The organism is Halopseudomonas pelagia CL-AP6 (assembly GCF_000410875.1).
Lineage (GTDB): Bacteria > Pseudomonadota > Gammaproteobacteria > Pseudomonadales > Pseudomonadaceae > Halopseudomonas > Halopseudomonas pelagia.
Genome location: NZ_AROI01000016.1, coordinates 240,554 through 256,591, shown reverse-complemented (window position 1 = coordinate 256,591; position 16,038 = coordinate 240,554). Strand labels below are relative to the sequence as shown.

The window sequence follows — 16,038 nt, the reverse complement described above, 5'->3', positions numbered from 1 at the left end:
CGAGCCGGCTTTAGCCCTGCGTGACCTATTCTGGCCCCATGATGTCTGCCAGGCGGTCCGGCCGCGGCGCGCCCTGTTGTTGTTGCATGCGACCCTGGTCATCCAGATAGAAGATGGCCGGTGTGGCCTGGGCGCCGAGCTGGGTCATCAGTTCGTGATTGGCTTTTAGCTGTAGATTGATGGCCGCAGGGATCTCGTTTACCGCTTGAACGCTATCGCCGGTTTCATGTTGGTGCAAGGCGGCGGTGGGATCGTCTGCGGCGAGGATGGCGGCGGATTTGCCGGCGCTGTCTTCGCGCAGTATGCCGACCATAATGTGCCGCAGCTGCACCTTGCCTGACTCTACCCAGGGCCGTGCTTGCTCCCAGAACATGCTGCAGAACGGGCAATTGGGGTCGGTGAAGGTATAGACCACACGTGCGGCGTTGTCCGCACCGTCGCCGATCCAGTCGCTGGCTTCCAGTTGCGTCCACATGCCCTTGGCCATGGGTTGATATACCAGTTCGTCAAGATGCGCCCTGCTAAGGTCTTTGCCGTTGGCATCGAGCAGGGTGCCGACCAGAACGTGTTGCTCATCTGCGGTGAGATAAAGGGCCAGGCCCTGACCGTTGAGTTTGCCGGCAAAACCCTGGAGGCCGGCGGGTGCGTCGAAACGGCCAACAATTTCGACACCGCGCTCGGTAGTGGCGGCAATCGGTGCGGGCCAGTCTTCGGCGCTGGCGAAGGGCGACAGGGTCAATAGCAGCACGGGGAGTGCGTGCTTTGCGTGTAATCGGATCATGGCGTTTCTTCCTCTTTGAGTTTGGCAATCTGGTGAGATAGGCTCGCCGCGGACAGCTCGCCCAGGTGGCTGGCGACCTGTTGGCCTTGTGCGTTGTAGAACAGAGTGGTGGGCAGCGCCTGCGAGCCGACCTGTTGGCCGAACTGGCCACCAGTGTCGAGTAGAACGTTATGCAGTGTCAGACCGGTGGCATCCAGAAAACGGATAATTTCTCCGGGGCCTTCGCCCTGGTTGACGAAGACAAAGACGATATCGGCTTCCCGTTGCTGGGCATCGGCTAATACCGGCATTTCCCGGCGGCAGGGTGGGCACCAGGTGGCCCATAGATTGACTACCAGCGGCCGGTCGTTCAGCTCCTGCAACGAGACCTGTTCGCCTTCAACGTCCAGCAGGGTCATGTCCGGCAGCTGTGTGCCTTGCTGCAGCGCTTGGAGCATGTAGCTGCTGACGGCCCAGAAGATTAGCCCGACCGCCAGCGCAGTGCCCAGCGGCAGGCGTAGCGTCAGGTCACGCCAGGCCAGCCACAGGCCAGCGAGTAGCGCTGCGATGATCCCCGGCCAGATAATGAAGCCGCCATCGCGAATATCGATTACCCGCCAGGGGCTGTCCCTGAAGTGGTCGAAGTACACCGTCACAAAGGCCAGGCGCGCGACCACCAGACCCAGCAGCAGCAGGTTGAACAGGTGCTTTTCCGGATTGCGCTGGCGGTGCCGCCCCAGCCACCAGCCGGTCAGCGTGGCCAGAAACAGACTGATCAGCAGGATGAGATGTGAGCTGGCCATCGCCAGCGGACCGATATTGACTGTGAGCATTAACCGTCCTCTCTGGTAATTTGCCAGCGTTGCAAGAATTCAGTGGCATTGACTTCGCCGGTGATGCGCTGGGCGCGTCGCTCTTGGCCATCAGGCCCAAACCACAGCAGGGTAGGTGGGCCATGGATAGCATAGCGCGATAGTAGTTCACGGCTTTCGGCGCTGTTGCGGGTCACATCCGGGCGCAGCAATCTGACGCCGTCGAGGCTGGCCATGACATCGGCCCGGCCAAATACCTGCTGTTCCATGATTTTGCAGGCCAGGCACCAATCGGCGTAATAGTCGACCAGCACCCATTCTCCCGCTGCCTTGGCGGCGGCCAATTGCTGATCCAGCTCGGCGGGGGTATCTAGGCTGGTGAAGGCGTCCTTATGGCTCTCGGCGGGGGCTGCGGTGGCTGATGCACTATAGATCGCCAGCGGTTGCCAGGGGTTGACTGCGCCACCGGCAGCACCCAGCAGCAGCGTCAGGCCCCAGACGCCAGCGAGCGTGGCGGCAGTCTGCAGCAGGCTGCTGTACTTGCTGCCACGTGCGGTCTGAATCAACGTGGCGGCGGCGCCCAGCAAGAACACCGCAGTCAGGCCAAGCCACAGGGAGGCATCTAACACTGGACGAATGATAAACAAGGCCGCCGCCAGGAAGACAAAGCCGAAGACCACCTTGACCCGATTCATCCAGGCGCCGGGGCGCGGAATAAAACGCGTGCCGACCGTCACCAGCAGCAACAGCGGGACACCCATGCCGACGCCCAGGGCAAACAACGCGAGCCCGCCTTGCAGCATATCGCCAGTCTGACCGATATACAGCAGTGCGCCCGCCAGTGGAGCAGTCATGCACGGGCCCACCAACAGGCCGGACAACACCCCGAGCATCGCCGCGCCGCCGAGATGGCCGCCGGTCTGTTTGCGCCCGGCCTGATCCAGCCGGTCGCGGACGAAGGCTGGTAGCTGCAGCTCGAAAAAGCCGAACATCGGCAGCGCGAGCAAGACGAAGAGCCCGGCGAAGCTGCCGATGACCCAGGGCTGCTGCAATACAGCCTGCAGATTGCCACCGATCAGCGCGGCCAGTACGCCTAACGCGGCATAGACCAAGGCCATGCTGAGTACATAGACGGACGCCAGCATCAGCCCCCGGCGCGGGGTCGCGCCACTGCCGACCACCAGGCCTGCTAGAATCGGCAGCATTGGCAGTGAGCAGGGTGTGAACGCCAGTAACAACCCCAGCCCGAAGAACAGTGCCAATGCCAGGGGTAGCGACCCGTCTTGAAGTTGGCTGGCCATGCGCTGGTCCTCGGCCAGGGTTGGCGGGGCGCTGCCGTTTAAACTGGTCTGCGGGCCAGGCGCCGGTTCCGCAGCGTTGGAGCCAATATCACGGCTTTGCGGTGGATAGCATAAACCGGCATCGGCGCACCCCTGCCAGCCGAGCGTGAAAGCACCCGCCTGCTCAGCCGGAATGCTTAGTTGCAAAGAATCCCGGTATACCTGCGAATCACCAAAAAATTCATCGCTATAGGGTATGCCGGCCGGCAGTGTTGGGTGCGAGTCCTTATCCAGCCCTGAAAAGCTCAGGCGTTGTTGATACAGGTAGTAGCCGGGCGCGATGCGCCAGGTTAACTGGGTTGCGCCATCGGCAGCGCGCTCTACTGACAGCTCAAAAGCGTCTTCTACCGGCAGAAACTCGGCATGGTTATTGGCTCCGCTGCTGAAGCCGGCGAAAGCGAATGCCAGGCTCGACCACACCAGCAAACAGGGTAAAACCAAGATATAACGCCACTTCATGCCTTCTATGCTCCCGCCGGCGGATTGATAGGGGGCAGTATGCGTTGCCGGGATTAAGTCCGAATTAACGCTGGTGGTTATGAGTGGCTGGCTGTTAATCCGTGGTTAATCGTTACAATGGATACTGATGAAAAGCCGCAGCGGATGACCTATGCATATTCTCCTGGTCGAAGACGACCCCCTGATTGCCAGTGGCATTGCCGCCGGTCTGGCTGCTCAGGGCATGACCGTGGACCCGGTGGGCACAGCAGCTCACGCCGAGGCCATGCTCGGAACCATCGCCTTTGATGTGATGATTCTCGATCTGGGCCTGCCTGATGAGGATGGGTTGTTGCTGCTGCGTCGGCTGCGTTCCCAGGACGTGACCATACCGGTGCTGGTGCTGACTGCCCGTGATGCGATCAGCGACAGGGTCGCCGGGTTGCAGTCAGGTGCTGATGATTATCTGCTCAAACCTTTCGATCTGCGTGAGCTGAGCGCTAGGCTGCATGCGATGGTGCGCCGGGCCAGCGGCCGCAGCGTGAACCTGATCAGGCACGGCGCGCTGGTTTATGACCCGGACGCGGCGCTCGCTTGGGTGAACGACACGCCGGTGGATCTGTCGCGCCGTGAACGTGCGTTACTCAATACATTATTGTTGAACAAGGGTCGGGTATTGAGCGCAGGGCAGTTAAAGGACAGCATCTATGGCATGAGCGATGAGCTGGAAAGCAACGCGCTCAACGTGCATATCCATCATCTGCGTCGCAAGCTGGGTAATGACATAGTCGAGACCGTGCGCGGGCTGGGCTATCGCCTCGGCACTGTGGCGCCTGCGGCATCCGCCGCGCGAGGCCCCGCAGCATGAGTCTGCGTCTGCGCCTGACTCTGATACTAGGCTCGACTTTCATCATTTTATGGTCCGTGGCTGCGGCCTGGATGCTGTATGACTTGCGCGCCGAAATGATGCGCTCGCTGGACCAGCGACTTGCCGCGTCGGCGCAGATGGTTGCTGGTTTGCTGGTGCAGATGCCGCAATCATCCCAGCCGGCAGCGGCAGAGCGCATTACCGCGCAGCGGCTGGGGATTCCCGATGGCCTGACCTGCCAGGTCAGCTCGCTGCGTGGCGAAGTCATAGCGCGTAGTCATCCCGAACTGGCGGAGCCGCTTGATGCGCAGCAGGTCGGCTTTCGCGACCAGCAGGTGGATGGGGTGAGTTGGCGCAGTTACACGGTCGAGCAGCACGGCATGCGTATTACCACGGCAGATCGTTTGGATGAGCGGCAAACCCTGCAATCCTCGGTATTGCTGGCAGCAGCCGTGCCGGTAGGGGTGGCCTTGCTGGGTACCCTGTTGCTGCTCTGGTTCGGCGTGCGCAAAGGGCTACAACCGTTGCGGCGGATGGCTGATGCGCTGCTGGAGCGCGGCCCGGATTCCCTGCAACCCTTGCAACTGGCGTCCCTGCCGAGCGAACTGCGGCCCCTGCAGGACAGCCAGAACCAACTGTTCGAGCGTATTGCTCATGCCTTGGAGCGAGAGCGCCGTTTCACCGGTGACGCCGCGCATGAACTGCGCAGCCCACTGACGGCGATCAAGGTGCACCTGCAGGTGGCGGGTATGACATCAGGCGCCGAGGCTACCAATGCCCTGGCCCAAGCGGAGAAGGGCGCGGATCGCCTGCAAAGCACACTGGAACAGTTACTTCTGCTGGCGCGGGTCGAGGGTCGGCAATCCTTTGAAGAAGGCGCGCAAGCGACTGCGCTGGAGGTCGCCAGGTTGGCGATTCAGGACACTGCGGGCGCCGCCGAAGGTGTGGAGCTACAGGCTGCGGCGACTTTGTCAGAGCGGCCCTTGGGTATGCCACCCGCGCTGGCTACAGTGGCGCTGCGTAACCTGCTTGACAACGCTCTACGGCACACCGCTGCCGGTACGCAGGTGCAGCTGGAGATAACCAGCTCGGGTGACCGGGTCTATTTCAAGGTGCGGGACCATGGCCCCGGGTTGGCCGATGACAGCATGATGTTGCTGACACGGCGATTCTGGCGCCAGGGCACGGGTGGCGGCAGCGGCCTGGGTCTGGCAATAGTTGACGCCATTGTTCAACGCTGTGGCGGCCAGTTGCGCTTCAGTACGGGCCCTCACGGGATGCTGGTCACGCTCGAGTTGCCGCTGCTGCGCTGAGCCGGCGGTGCGCTCCTTGCGCTTTTGGCGCTGGGGTCAATGCAGATGAACCCGCACGGTTTTCCGGGGTTCTAACCCAAAGACACAGGAGCTCATCATGAAATTCATTTTTGAAGTCCGCATGAAACCCGGGTACAGCGTCGAGGAATATGCCGAAGCCTGGATCCGTGCCAGCGAAGTGATCCAGCGCACACCCGGTGCGCTGGGTACGCGCCTGCACCGCAAGATTGGCGCGCCGGATACCTTGTTGGCGATTGCCAGTTGGGAATCCAAGGCGGCGCGTGATGCGAAGGATGATAGTCGCGATCAGATGGTCAAAGGCATTCTGGAAAAGCACGCGCGCAACTGCGAGATCACGTTGATCGGTGAGTTTGAGGAGCCTGAGTGGGTGGTCATGCCCGAGTGCGTCGGGGCTCAATAAGCGCCGGCGCTAGGTCGCCGTTGATCCTGACATAGTTAGTCCGCCAGCACCTCGGCCACCCGCTGGCGTAGCCGGGGAATGACCTGTTCTTCGAACCAGGGATGGCGGCGCAGCCAGATATTGTTGCGCGGGCTCGGATGCGGCAGCGCCAGCAGTTCGGGCCAGTGCGCCTGCCAATCCGCAACCCTTGCGCTTACCGGCAGGCGTTTACCGGTGAAGTGGTAGGCCTGAGCATATTGGCCCAGTGCCAGCGTCAGTTGAATGTTCGGCAGCCCGGCCATCAGCAGCTCCCGCCAAGTGGGTGCACATTCTGGGCGCGGTGGTAGATCGCCGGAGCGGCCAGTACCCGGATAGCAGAAGCCCATTGGCAGTATTGCGATCTGGCGGGCGTCATAAAACACCTCGGGCGTGATGCCCAGCCATCCGCGCAATCGCTCGCCGCTGGCGTCAGCGAAAGGGATGCCACTTTCGTGCACCTTGCGCCCAGGCGCCTGCCCGGTAATCAGGATCCGTGCTGAAGGGTGAGCCTGCACCACTGGTCGCGCGCCGAGTGGCAGCTGCGGCTGGCACAGGGTGCAGTCGCGTACCTGGCTGATGAGTGTTGAAAAGGACATGCGGCTCCTGAAGCAAGAATCGAATAATTGGCACTATAGCCAGTCGATACATTGGCCATTAACCGGTGCACAGTCCAGCAGCTTATTCATGTTGTGAATAGCCACCATTATCGGTATTCGTTTCAAATTACCCACGCTTTTGCGTAATGTATCGGTCCTGGTTTGAGGGCTGTGGGGTCGTGAATCAAGACCGTGCGGGCCCGGCATTTTTATCCTGATTTGGAGGTAGGCTGCAATGGCTTCATTTGAAAGTATCAAGAAGGTCGGCATCATCGGTGCCGGCACCATGGGCCGCGGTATTGTCATGAACTTCGTCAACGCCGGCTACCCGGTGACCTGGCTGGACGTGAATGGCGAGATGCTGGAGAAGGGCCTGGTCGATATCGCCAGCGTGTACAAGCGCTCAGTAGCGCAGGAACGTTTTGACGACGCCGAAGCGCAGGCGCGTCTGGGCCGCATCACCACCACCCAGGATTATGCAGCTCTGCAGGATATGGATCTGGTGGTTGAAGCGGTATATGAAAACATGGATCTGAAGAAGAAGATCTTTGCCGAGCTGGACAAGGCGGTTAAGGCCTCTGCAATTCTGGCGACTAATACGTCCTATCTGGATATCGATGAGATTGCTTCGGCAACTGGTCGTCCGACCCAGGTTCTGGGCCTGCATTTCTTTAGCCCGGCGCACATCATGAAGCTGCTGGAAGTGGTCCGCGGTAAAGCGACGGCGCAAGACGTGATGGATGCCTGCTTGGCGGTGGGCAAGAAGATCGGCAAGCAAGCAGTACTGGCCGGCAACTGCCATGGCTTTATCGGCAACCGCATGCTCGAGAAGTACTCGCGCCAGTCCCGCGAAGTGGTACTGGAAGGTTCTACGCCATGGGAGGTCGACCAAGCGCTGCAGGGTTTCGGTATGGCTATGGGCCCGTACCGCATGTACGACGTAGTCGGGGTGGACCTGGGCTGGCGCTCACGCCAACTGGCCGGTGTGGGTCGTGGTGAGCCGATTGTGTGGCTGGATAACAAGCTGTGCGAAATGGAACGCTTTGGTCAGAAGAGCGGCCACGGTTTCTATAAGTACGAGCCCGGCAGCCGTCAGGCGATTCACGATCCAGAAACCGATATGCTGGCCCGTGAAGTAGCCGAAGAAGCCGGTTACACCCAGCGTGACATCGGTGCTGAAGAAATTGTACGGCGCTGTATTCTGGCGCTGGTCAACGAAGGCGCGCGCATTCTTGACGAAGGCTTTGCTGAGTCTGCCGAGGATATCGACCGCGTTTACCTGTATGGCTACGGCTTCCCCGCTGAGCGCGGCGGCCCGATGAGCTACGCGGACAGCCTGGGGCTGGACGTGGTGCTCAAACAGATCCGTGAGCTGGAAGCTAGTCAGGGTGAGTTCTGGAAGCCGGCTGCTGGCCTGGTTAAGCGCGCTGAAGCAGGTGAGCGTTTTACCAAAGGCTGATTCTGTTAGCTAATAAAAAACCGCATTCAAGCTGTCTTGAATGCGGTTTTTTTAAGCAGAGTAATCGTGCGCTAGCTTTACTCGCCCCCACCTACTGGTGTGCCCACTACGGGCTCACCGTCGAGCGTGGCTTCCTTGAGCATGATGCGATACTCCTGCCCGTCGGTTTCCGTTTGCATTAAACGCACCAGCAGGTAGTTGAAATCCTTGGCAAACCACAGCGTGGTCAGGCGCTTGGAATCGGGCTCGCGCACGCGTTCCACTTCGACCGCGTCGAACTGGCCGGCACGGGTGGTCACCCGGCGGTCACGGGTTACGCGGAAGTGGTAATCGTCAATATTGTCGCCATCCACCACGCGATAGTGCATATCGGTTTTGCCGGCCATCAGGTCGCGTTGCAACGCCAACTGATAGGTGGTTTTGTCGAGCAGGCCCGGTTCGGTCGGCAGGCTGAAAGCATCTTGCTTGTGCACGCCAGTAACCTGTTTGTTGGCCCAGTCAAAGGTTTGTGTGGTTTCACGGCCACGTCCGAGCCCGCGGCGTTCGTATTTATAAGTCAGGGGGATAACCCGGTCATCTTCCAGCTTTAATGTACTTTGCTCGGTGAGACGCGCGACAAACATGCCGGCGTTGAAATTCAGCGTCCAGGTGCCATCGCCATTGCTGACCAGGGAGTGGTTGGCTTCGCCATTCACCGGGATACTTTTCATATCAGCAGCGTAACTGGCGGAGAAGGGGATCAGTTCGGCAGCCATCAGACTGCTGGCGCCCAGAGTCAGGGCTAGAGCCGCCAGCCAGCGGCTGGTACGGCGGGGATAGGACGTGCTTTCAGGCATCTGGTTGTACTCGCATGTCGGTCTCGAAATCATCCAACCTTAGCCCGCCAGCAGGAATTGGCTTTCCATCCATACAGGCTTGGTTGTCTATCAGCCGCAGGCGACCCTGGATGAACCAGTTCATCGCCAGCGGGTATATACGATGTTCCTGTTGCTGTACGCGCGCGGCCAGACTGGCAACGCTGTCCTCAGACAATACCGGAATAGGGGCCTGAATGACTACCGGCCCGCCGTCCAATTCAGCCGTGACGAAATGCACACTGGAGCCATGTTCGCTATCGCCTGCTTCCAGCGCACGCTGGTGGGTGTGCAAGCCCTTGTGCTTGGGCAGCAACGAGGGATGAATGTTCAATAGCCGGCCATGAAAATGCGTGACAAAAGCCGGCGTCAGAATCCGCATAAAGCCAGCCAGCACCACAAGGTCAGGCTGGTAGCCGTCAATGCACTCAATCAGCGCTGCATCGAAGCTGTCTCGACCGGCAAAGTCCTGATGATTGACCACGGCGGTGGCAATACCCGCCCGTGCCGCGCGTTCCAGTCCGCCCACGCCAGGGCGGTTGGATATGGCGGCGACGATCTGGCCTGCCGAGGCCCGGTCCGCCAGATCATCAATCAAGGCTTGCAGATTGGTGCCTGAGCCTGAGATCAGCACTACGATACGGCAGGCCGGCAGAGCGTCAGGCCCCCGAATCTCACCCAACTGAATCTCACCCACCTGCTCAGTTGCCCTTGCGGTTGAGAACGACTGCTTCGCCGCCTTCAGTGCCTTGCGCGATATGACCGATGATCCAGGGCGATTCGCCGGCTTGTTCCAGTACGCTGATGGCGTTGGCCGCCTGATCTTCGGCAACGCAGATCACCATACCAACGCCGCAGTTGAGCACGCGGTGCATTTCGGTTTCATCGACATTGCCTTGCTCCTGCAGCCAGTCAAACACGGCAGGGCGCTGCCAGCTGTTCAGGTCGACATGCGCGCAGGCGTTGGCCGGCAGCACACGGGGGATGTTTTCCAGCAGGCCGCCGCCAGTGATGTGGGCCATGGCTTTGACTGCACCGGTGTCCTTGATCAGTTGCAGTAGTGCCTTGACATAGATGCGCGTGGGCGCCATCAGCAGCTCACTCAGTGGCTTGCCGTCGAGCATGGTGGTGTTGATGTCCATGCCGCTGACTTCGATGATCTTGCGCACCAGCGAGTAACCGTTGGAGTGTGGGCCGGAGGAGGGCAGGGCTAATAATACGTCGCCCGCTTGCACGCGGGTGCCATCGATAATCTCGGCCTTTTCCACTACGCCGACGCAAAAGCCGGCCAGATCGTAATCTTCACCTTCATACATGCCGGGCATTTCTGCCGTCTCGCCACCCACTAGGGCGCACCCGGCCAGTTCACAACCGGCGCCAATGCCGCTGACGACCTGTGCGGCAATATCGATGTTCAGCTTGCCGGTGGCGTAATAGTCGAGGAAGAACAGCGGCTCAGCGCCACAGACCACCAGATCGTTGACGCACATGGCGACCAGATCGATACCGATGCTGTCGTGCTTGCCCAGATCCATCGCCAGACGCAGCTTGGTGCCGACGCCGTCGGTGCCGGAGACCAGAACAGGTTGCTTGTAACCCTCGGGAATCTCGCACAGCGCGCCAAAGCCGCCCAGCCCACCCATCACTTCAGGCCGGCTGGTGCGCTTGGCTACGTGCTTGATCCGGTCGATCAGGGCGTTACCGGCGTCGATATCAACTCCGGCATCTTTGTAGCTGATGGAGGGCTTGGGTGGCGTTTGGCTGCTCATGCGCGAATCTCGGTGATGAAAGGAATAACAGCCAGCCAGTGAAGCTGCTGCAATAAAGGGCAATAGTTTAACAATATGCAGGGCCAAGAACCATGCCGGTGGGATGATCTGGCAGCGATGAAGCACTGGCTTGGTTGCCGCCGCCGCGACGCTTGTTTAATGTATGCGCTTTATTCCTGTTTGCGCCAGCCATCCGTTCGGGTTGCCGTTGACATGTTCAAGCGGAACCATCCATGTATTCGACACGAAAATTGTTGCTGTTGCTAGCCTTGCTCCTGCCGGCTGCTGTTGCTCAGGCGGCCGTGGTGCAGGGCTTCTACCGGGTTGAGCTGCCCGTGGCCGAAGGCCAGGCGCGTGATGAAGTGATGCGCGAAGCACTTGAAGTGATGCTGACTCGCCTGGGTGGCGCTGACGCATTGAGCCAGCGCGGGCGTTTTGACCAAGCACTGGCAGACCCGCGCAGCCTGATGCAGCGCATAGGCTCGGTGGAAGATGGCGGTATTGAAGTCGAATTCGAACCCGCTCAGCTGCGCGAGCTGATGAGCGCAGCCCGGCAATCGATGCTGGGGCCGACCCGACCGGGCGTGATGCTCTGGGCCGTTGAGCAGGGTGCCTTGGGTGATGAATTTCTCGCCTCAAGTAGCTCATGGGCTGACACACTGAACCAGGCTGCCCGCCATCGCGCAGTTGCGCTCAGTTTTCCCTTGAGTGATCTACAGGACCGGGCCGCGGTCAACGAAGACGCCATTGTCAGTGCTGACCAGGCGACGTTGGTCAAGGCCACGGAGCGTTATGAGGCTACTGCTGCACTGGCGCTACATATTACTGAACAGTCTGCTGGTTGGAAGCTCGACTGGAATCTGTGGCTGGATGGGGAGGGCGGTAAAGGTAGTATCAGCGCTGAAACGCGCGAGCAGGCGGCCGATGAGTTGATGCTGCGAGTGGCCAATCAGGTATTCAGCCAATACGCTGTACCGGCGGCCAGCGCCGATGGCTTGAACAACTGGGTCATCGTGGTCGATAACGTTGAAGGGCTGGATGCCTTCGCCGGGCTACAGCGTATTCTGCAACAGTTGGGCAGCCAGGTGGCACCGCAGTTGCTAGCCATTAATGGTAGCCAGGTGCGTCTGAAGTTCGATTTCTCTGGCAGTGAAGCGCAGTTGGAACGCTTGTTGGCCCTTGATCAGCGCTTGATCAGGAGTCAGCCGCCCGCCCCCGAGCCGGTGGTGGCAGCAGCGTCGCCTGCGGCGCTGGATGAGCCGCTTGTATTAGAGCCTGGGATAACCGAAGGGCCAGCCCCTGAAATGCCGGCGCCGGTTGAGCCAGTGGCAGAGCCGGCAGCCAACACCCTTTATTTTCGCTGGCGCTGAGCTATGTTCGCGAGCCTGCAGGAGCTGGACATGAGCGTTGATCTGAATGCAGCCCAAGCGCCTTGGGTGCGCGACGCCCATGCATAGCGGTCAGCCCATGCAGTTGCCTCTGAGCATCAAGCTTAATGATGAGGCCACTTTCACCAATTTCTACGCTGGGCCCAACGCGGCTGCAGTGGCTGCGGTGGAGGCGCTCGCCAGCGCAGAGCCAGCGCTTCCAGAGACCTGCTTATACTTGTGGGGCGCGCCCGGCAGTGGCCGGTCGCACTTGCTGCAGGCGGCCTGCCATCGCATGGCGGAAGTGGGTAGCCTGGCGATGTATCTGCCGCTGGCGGAGGTCCAGGACCACGGCCCTGATCTGTTGGAAGGCATGGAGCAGTTCGATCTGTTATGTCTGGATCAGTTAGACGCGCTGGTCGGGGATGCGGCCTGGGAAGAGGCATTGTTTCATTTGTACAACCGCTTGCGTGAGGAGGGCGGCCGGCTGCTGGTTGCCGCGTCGGCTGCGCCCAGGGTGATGGGCTTCAGCCTGGCTGACCTGGCCTCTCGCCTGAGTTGGGGCCTGGTATTTCAGTTGCAACCGTTGAGCGACGAAGATAAACAGCAAATGCTGATGCTGCGCGCCGACTTGCGCGGCTTGCAGCTTAGCGAAGAAGTAGCACGCTACATGCTCAATCGCGGCGCACGCGGCATGGCGGAATTGTTTGCCGCGCTGGAGCAGCTTGATCAGGCGTCCCTGCAGGCCCAGCACCGCTTGACTATTCCGTTCGTCAAGCGGGTTATGGGCTGGTAAGTCACTCAGGTTTCGTCGTTGATCACCCGTTGCGCCTGAAAGCCCCAGCGCACATAGCCCATCGCCGGGACGAAGAACAGCAGACTCAGGCCGGTAAGCAGTGCCCCGTAGGCCATGCGTTCAAGCTGGAAGCAGCTCAGCACACCATAGATAAAATATAAGTTCACGACAAAACATAGCCAGGCGTGGGTGCGAATGTTGCCTTTGAGCATGCCCGGCATGAAGATTAATAGCGGCACCGTCAAGGTGCCGACAATCACCCAGGGATTAGCGCCGTGCAGGTCGGCGATCAGGGCGTTATAAATCAGCAGGGTGGCGAGCAACCCCAGATACCCGATCAATGCCAACGCGCGACAGATACGCAGGCGTGGATTCAGAAAGTCCAGACTGGGGAGCGGCTTGTCAACTTTGGACATGAGTAGCCCCCGCCAACAACTGCTGGGTTAGCCGGGCCACTCTGTCGCCTAGCGCCCGGCACAATGCCGCTTCATGTTTGTCCAGGGCCCGGGCGCCATCGGCGCCTGCATGATGGCTGGCGCCATAGGGTGTGCCGCCACCGCGTGTTTCGGTCAGCTCGGGGTTGGTATAGGGCAAGCCGACCAGCAGCATGCCGTGGTGCAGCAGCGGCAGTTGCATGGACAGCAGTGTACTTTCCTGACCCCCGTGCAGGCTTGCTGTGGAGGTAAAGACGGCGGCGGGTTTACTTGCCAGGCTACCGGCTAACCACAGACTGCTGGTGCCGTCGATAAAGTATTTCAGCGGCGCAGCCATATTGCCAAAGCGTGTGGGACTGCCCAGTACCAACGCAGAGCAGTTGCGCAGATCCTCTTCAGTGCAATACACCGCGCCCTGTTCCGGTACGGCAGGCAGGCTGGCCTGGGTGTCGGCCGAGATGCTGGGTACGGTGCGCAGGCGCGCCTGCATCCCGGTTTTCTCAATGCCCTCGGCGACCAATCGCGCCATATTGGCGGTGGCGCCGTGACGGCTGTAGTACAGAACCAGAACATAGCGTTCAACATCACTCATGAAAATAGCTCCAGCAGCTTCTCTGGCGGCCGGGCAATGATCGCGCGGTTGTCCTTGACCACGATGGGTCGCTCGATAAGCCGCGGATAATCTGCCAGCGCTTGCACCAACTGCGCCTCACTGAGTTCAGCGTTATCCAGATTCAGTTCTTTGTAGGTGTCCTCGCCTTTGCGCATCAACTCCCGGGCACTGAGGCCGAGGCTGACCAGCAGATCGCTGATGGTGGCGTTGTCCAGCGGCTCGGCAATGTAGTTGACCACCTCAAAGGCCTCGCCTTGCTCTTCGAGTAGGGCTAATGCCTGGCGGGATTTGGAGCAGCGTGGGTTGTGATAAATGCGCACTGCGGACATGTGACTCTCCGTTGCAGAATAGGGAAGCAGGTGGCTTATACGTAGTATGGGGTTTATTCTAAGCCTTAATCCATCTGGCTGTCAGGGAACTTGGATGCCGCATCGACTCAACCTGTTACTGCATTTTTTCCGTTATCTATTCAGACGATTCGGTGAGGATAACTGCGCCAAGAATGCTGCCGCGCTAACCTACACCACGCTGTTTGCCGTCGTACCGGTGATGACGGTGACCTACGCAATGCTTGCGGCCATACCTGCGTTCCACCAGGTCGGCGGGCAGATTGAGGATTTTATTTTCAATAATTTTGTGCCAGCGACAGGCGATACGCTGCGTGAATATCTGCAGGATTTCTCCGATCAAGCGCGGCAATTGACGGGCATAGGCATAGCCCTGTTGGTCATCACGGCCTTCATGATGCTGGTCAATATCGAACGCTCCTTCAATGCCATCTGGCGCATCCGTCAGCGCCGCCGGGGGGTATCCAGTTTTCTGCTGTATTGGGCGGTGCTGAGCCTTGGGCCATTATTGCTGGGTGCCGGCTTTTTGGTCAGCACCTATTTAACTTCGCTTAACTTTCTTGCCGGTGATGCCGCTGTTGGCGATGCCTACCGTTGGCTGCTGGGCTGGGTACCGCTGCTGCTTAGCGTAGCAGCCTTTACGCTGGTGTTTGTCGCGGTACCCAACACCCGTGTGCCGTTCCGTCACGGCCTGGTCGGCGGGATATTGGTCGCGCTGCTGTTCGAGGGGGCGAAGGCCAGCTTCGCTCTTTATGTGGCACTGTTCCCTGGTTACCAGTTGATATACGGCGCTTTTGCCGCGTTTCCGCTGTTTTTGATCTGGGTGTATATCAGTTGGTTGATCATTCTGTTTGGTGCCGAACTGGTAGCCAATCTGGATAGCAGTTCGGCGTGGCAGCGGCCGCTCTTGCCCAGACTTGTCACGCTGATGGCGTTGCTGCGGGTGCTGCTGCAGGCCCAGCAAAAAGGCCAGACGGTTGATCTGGGGCGGGTCAATGCGGCAGGTTGGGTGATGCATGAGGAGCTTTGGCTGCAGTTGACCGAGTTGTTGGAGAGCGAGCAAATTATCACCCGTGCGCAGCAGGGCGGTTATGTGCTGAGCCGCGACCTCGATGGGCTGGATATGGCAGACTTGCTGTCGCGATTGCCAGAGCCATTGCCGGCCGTTGCCACGCTGCCTGAGCGAGTGGAGGGCGACGGCGCTTGGTACCCGCCCTTTTTGCAGGCACTCGGGCGGTTGGAGGAGCAGCGTAAACAGGTGCTGCAGGGCAGCGTCAAAAACTGGTTGGGTCCGGACGCCGGTTCGGCGGTTACGGCCCCATTGGAAACGGAGCAACTCAACGCATGACGTGGCCATGTTCAGGTGCATTGGCAGCAGGGCGCCGCCATTTGCTGTTACTCGCCTGTCTTGCCCTGGCCGCCTGCGGGGGCGAGCAAACAAAGGCTGACCAATGGGTTGATCAGCACGGCACTGCGTACTCCTCTGGCGATTTTGATGGCCGCTGGTTGGTGATCAATTACTGGGCAGAGTGGTGTGCCCCTTGCCGGGATGAGCTGCCTGAGTTGAACGCGTTGGACCAAGTGGCGGATAACATTCAGGTCGTCGGAATTCATTTCGATGCTTACCAGGGTGCTGAGCTTCGGCAGTTGAGCGAACGTATGAATATTCGCTTCCCGGTTCTTGGTCATGACTTTGCTGCAGCTTACGCATTACCGTTGCCCCAGGTGTTGCCCACCACCTACATCATCAGTCCTGAAGGAGTGCTGGCGCATACGTTGCAGGGTCCGCAGGATGAAGCGGGGCTTTTGGCCTTGACGCAATAGAACGAACGG

The 16,038-nt window shown here is 59.9% G+C and carries 18 protein-coding genes; 8 read left to right on the top strand and 10 right to left on the bottom strand.

Annotated elements, in window-relative coordinates:
* Positions 1 to 25 precede the first annotated feature (25 nt).
* The 3 genes from dsbG to dsbD are packed head-to-tail and all read right to left on the bottom strand — an operon-like array spanning position 26 to position 3,371.
* Positions 26 to 781, bottom strand: coding sequence for a thiol:disulfide interchange protein DsbG (dsbG, locus tag K787_RS0114080; protein WP_022963445.1), 756 nt, complete (start codon positions 779 to 781; stop codon positions 26 to 28).
* Positions 778 to 1,593: a TlpA family protein disulfide reductase gene (locus tag K787_RS0114075; RefSeq protein WP_022963444.1), complete on the bottom strand. Its 816-nt coding sequence runs from the start codon at positions 1,591 to 1,593 to the stop codon at positions 778 to 780. Before K787_RS0114075 ends, dsbG begins: the two co-directional genes overlap by 4 nt.
* Positions 1,593 to 3,371 carry a protein-disulfide reductase DsbD gene (gene dsbD / locus K787_RS0114070; RefSeq protein ID WP_022963443.1) on the bottom strand — a complete coding sequence of 593 codons (1,779 nt, stop codon included), beginning with the start codon at positions 3,369 to 3,371 and terminating at the stop codon, positions 1,593 to 1,595. The genes K787_RS0114075 and dsbD overlap by 1 nt, the downstream gene beginning before the upstream one ends.
* A gap of 151 nt (positions 3,372 to 3,522) precedes the next feature.
* Between dsbD and K787_RS0114065 the strand changes: the two genes are divergently transcribed.
* From K787_RS0114065 to K787_RS0114055, 3 genes are all read left to right on the top strand, one after another.
* Positions 3,523 to 4,218, top strand: coding sequence for a response regulator (locus tag K787_RS0114065; RefSeq protein ID WP_022963442.1), 696 nt, complete (start codon positions 3,523 to 3,525; stop codon positions 4,216 to 4,218).
* The gene (locus K787_RS0114060; protein WP_022963441.1) at positions 4,215 to 5,531 is read left to right on the top strand and encodes an ATP-binding protein; all 1,317 of its coding nucleotides are present in this window, start codon (positions 4,215 to 4,217) and stop codon (positions 5,529 to 5,531) included. Before K787_RS0114065 ends, K787_RS0114060 begins: the two co-directional genes overlap by 4 nt.
* A gap of 97 nt (positions 5,532 to 5,628) precedes the next feature.
* A complete protein-coding gene (locus K787_RS0114055) occupies positions 5,629 to 5,952 on the top strand; it encodes an antibiotic biosynthesis monooxygenase family protein (protein WP_022963440.1) in 324 nt (107 codons plus the stop codon).
* 35 nt (positions 5,953 to 5,987) lie between these two features.
* On the opposite strand, the gene K787_RS0114050 is transcribed toward K787_RS0114055, so the two are convergent.
* Positions 5,988 to 6,566, bottom strand: a complete 579-nt coding sequence (locus tag K787_RS0114050; RefSeq protein ID WP_022963439.1) for a uracil-DNA glycosylase family protein — start codon at positions 6,564 to 6,566, stop codon at positions 5,988 to 5,990.
* A gap of 235 nt (positions 6,567 to 6,801) precedes the next feature.
* On the opposite strand from K787_RS0114050, the gene K787_RS0114045 reads away from it, so the two are divergent.
* The gene (locus K787_RS0114045; RefSeq protein ID WP_022963438.1) at positions 6,802 to 8,025 is read left to right on the top strand and encodes a 3-hydroxyacyl-CoA dehydrogenase; all 1,224 of its coding nucleotides are present in this window, start codon (positions 6,802 to 6,804) and stop codon (positions 8,023 to 8,025) included.
* Positions 8,026 to 8,102: 77 nt separating this feature from the next.
* On the opposite strand, the gene K787_RS0114040 is transcribed toward K787_RS0114045, so the two are convergent.
* From K787_RS0114040 to purM, 3 genes are read right to left on the bottom strand one after another with little or no spacing between them, the layout of a single operon-like run.
* Positions 8,103 to 8,861, bottom strand: coding sequence for a DUF3108 domain-containing protein (locus tag K787_RS0114040; RefSeq protein ID WP_022963437.1), 759 nt, complete (start codon positions 8,859 to 8,861; stop codon positions 8,103 to 8,105).
* Positions 8,854 to 9,567 (bottom strand): phosphoribosylglycinamide formyltransferase, encoded by a 714-nt coding sequence (purN, locus tag K787_RS0114035; RefSeq protein WP_370736743.1) that lies wholly within the window; start codon positions 9,565 to 9,567, stop codon positions 8,854 to 8,856. The genes K787_RS0114040 and purN overlap by 8 nt, the downstream gene beginning before the upstream one ends.
* Positions 9,568 to 9,580: 13 nt before the next feature.
* Entirely contained in the window at positions 9,581 to 10,648 is a 1,068-nt protein-coding gene (gene purM / locus K787_RS0114030; protein ID WP_028614943.1) for a phosphoribosylformylglycinamidine cyclo-ligase, read from the bottom strand.
* Between the two features lie 233 nt (positions 10,649 to 10,881).
* On the opposite strand from purM, the gene K787_RS0114025 reads away from it, so the two are divergent.
* Together K787_RS0114025 and hda are read left to right on the top strand one after the other, a co-directional pair.
* Positions 10,882 to 12,018, top strand: coding sequence for a DUF2066 domain-containing protein (locus K787_RS0114025; RefSeq protein WP_022963434.1), 1,137 nt, complete (start codon positions 10,882 to 10,884; stop codon positions 12,016 to 12,018).
* Between the two features lie 79 nt (positions 12,019 to 12,097).
* Positions 12,098 to 12,811: a DnaA regulatory inactivator Hda gene (gene hda / locus K787_RS0114015; RefSeq protein WP_022963433.1), complete on the top strand. Its 714-nt coding sequence runs from the start codon at positions 12,098 to 12,100 to the stop codon at positions 12,809 to 12,811.
* Between the two features lie 5 nt (positions 12,812 to 12,816).
* Here the strand turns inward: hda and K787_RS0114010 are convergent, their stop codons facing one another.
* From K787_RS0114010 to arsC, 3 genes are read right to left on the bottom strand one after another with little or no spacing between them, the layout of a single operon-like run.
* Entirely contained in the window at positions 12,817 to 13,227 is a 411-nt protein-coding gene (locus K787_RS0114010; RefSeq protein ID WP_022963432.1) for a DUF2069 domain-containing protein, read from the bottom strand.
* Positions 13,214 to 13,837: an NAD(P)H:quinone oxidoreductase gene (wrbA, locus tag K787_RS0114005; RefSeq protein WP_022963431.1), complete on the bottom strand. Its 624-nt coding sequence runs from the start codon at positions 13,835 to 13,837 to the stop codon at positions 13,214 to 13,216. Before wrbA ends, K787_RS0114010 begins: the two co-directional genes overlap by 14 nt.
* Positions 13,834 to 14,187, bottom strand: coding sequence for an arsenate reductase (glutaredoxin) (gene arsC / locus K787_RS0114000; protein WP_022963430.1), 354 nt, complete (start codon positions 14,185 to 14,187; stop codon positions 13,834 to 13,836). Before arsC ends, wrbA begins: the two co-directional genes overlap by 4 nt.
* Before the next feature lie 94 nt (positions 14,188 to 14,281).
* Between arsC and K787_RS23215 the strand changes: the two genes are divergently transcribed.
* Positions 14,282 to 15,553 (top strand): virulence factor BrkB family protein, encoded by a 1,272-nt coding sequence (locus K787_RS23215; RefSeq protein ID WP_022963429.1) that lies wholly within the window; start codon positions 14,282 to 14,284, stop codon positions 15,551 to 15,553.
* Positions 15,550 to 16,029 carry a TlpA disulfide reductase family protein gene (locus tag K787_RS0113990; RefSeq protein ID WP_022963428.1) on the top strand — a complete coding sequence of 160 codons (480 nt, stop codon included), beginning with the start codon at positions 15,550 to 15,552 and terminating at the stop codon, positions 16,027 to 16,029. The genes K787_RS23215 and K787_RS0113990 overlap by 4 nt, the downstream gene beginning before the upstream one ends.
* The last annotated feature ends 9 nt before the right edge of the window (positions 16,030 to 16,038 follow it).

Bases quoted from the DNA above. Each gene is read 5' to 3' on its own strand.
- dsbG (WP_022963445.1), bottom strand. From the start codon at position 781: ATGATCCGATTACACGCAAAGCACGCACTCCCCGTGCTGCTATTGACC.
- K787_RS0114075 (WP_022963444.1), bottom strand. From the start codon at position 1,593: ATGCTCACAGTCAATATCGGTCCGCTGGCGATGGCCAGCTCACATCTC.
- dsbD (WP_022963443.1), bottom strand. From the start codon at position 3,371: ATGAAGTGGCGTTATATCTTGGTTTTACCCTGTTTGCTGGTGTGGTCG.
- K787_RS0114065 (WP_022963442.1), top strand. From the start codon at position 3,523: ATGCATATTCTCCTGGTCGAAGACGACCCCCTGATTGCCAGTGGCATT.
- K787_RS0114060 (WP_022963441.1), top strand. From the start codon at position 4,215: ATGAGTCTGCGTCTGCGCCTGACTCTGATACTAGGCTCGACTTTCATC.
- K787_RS0114055 (WP_022963440.1), top strand. From the start codon at position 5,629: ATGAAATTCATTTTTGAAGTCCGCATGAAACCCGGGTACAGCGTCGAG.
- K787_RS0114050 (WP_022963439.1), bottom strand. From the start codon at position 6,566: ATGTCCTTTTCAACACTCATCAGCCAGGTACGCGACTGCACCCTGTGC.
- K787_RS0114045 (WP_022963438.1), top strand. From the start codon at position 6,802: ATGGCTTCATTTGAAAGTATCAAGAAGGTCGGCATCATCGGTGCCGGC.
- K787_RS0114040 (WP_022963437.1), bottom strand. From the start codon at position 8,861: ATGCCTGAAAGCACGTCCTATCCCCGCCGTACCAGCCGCTGGCTGGCG.
- purM (WP_028614943.1), bottom strand. From the start codon at position 10,648: ATGAGCAGCCAAACGCCACCCAAGCCCTCCATCAGCTACAAAGATGCC.
- K787_RS0114025 (WP_022963434.1), top strand. From the start codon at position 10,882: ATGTATTCGACACGAAAATTGTTGCTGTTGCTAGCCTTGCTCCTGCCG.
- hda (WP_022963433.1), top strand. From the start codon at position 12,098: ATGCATAGCGGTCAGCCCATGCAGTTGCCTCTGAGCATCAAGCTTAAT.
- K787_RS0114010 (WP_022963432.1), bottom strand. From the start codon at position 13,227: ATGTCCAAAGTTGACAAGCCGCTCCCCAGTCTGGACTTTCTGAATCCA.
- wrbA (WP_022963431.1), bottom strand. From the start codon at position 13,837: ATGAGTGATGTTGAACGCTATGTTCTGGTTCTGTACTACAGCCGTCAC.
- arsC (WP_022963430.1), bottom strand. From the start codon at position 14,187: ATGTCCGCAGTGCGCATTTATCACAACCCACGCTGCTCCAAATCCCGC.
- K787_RS23215 (WP_022963429.1), top strand. From the start codon at position 14,282: ATGCCGCATCGACTCAACCTGTTACTGCATTTTTTCCGTTATCTATTC.
- K787_RS0113990 (WP_022963428.1), top strand. From the start codon at position 15,550: ATGACGTGGCCATGTTCAGGTGCATTGGCAGCAGGGCGCCGCCATTTG.